This window comes from Streptomyces sp. Act143 (assembly GCF_003143935.1).
GTDB lineage: Bacteria > Actinomycetota > Actinomycetes > Streptomycetales > Streptomycetaceae > Streptomyces.
Map to the genome: position 1 here is coordinate 390,475 of NZ_QFRX01000001.1, position 234 is coordinate 390,708.

Consider the following 234-nt stretch of genomic DNA (forward strand, 5'->3'; position numbering starts at 1 on the left):
CCGTCAAGGCCCGCGACACCTCCGGCCAAGTGGGCCCGGCCAGCGGCACCATGACCGTCACCACCACCGGCACCCCGCCCCCGCGCGACGAGGCACCCAGCGCGCCCGGCACCCCGGTCGCCACGGAGGTGACCAGCAGCTCCGTGAAGCTGAGTTGGGAAGCGGCGACCGACGACAAGGGCATCAAGGACTACGACGTCTACCGCGGCACCACCAAGGTCGCCACGGTCACCG

Annotated in this window: 1 pseudogene; it reads left to right on the plus strand. The window is 72.2% G+C overall.

The features are described from left to right. Positions 1-234: pseudogene (locus tag DI272_RS44385) on the plus strand (chitinase); the annotation flags it as partial.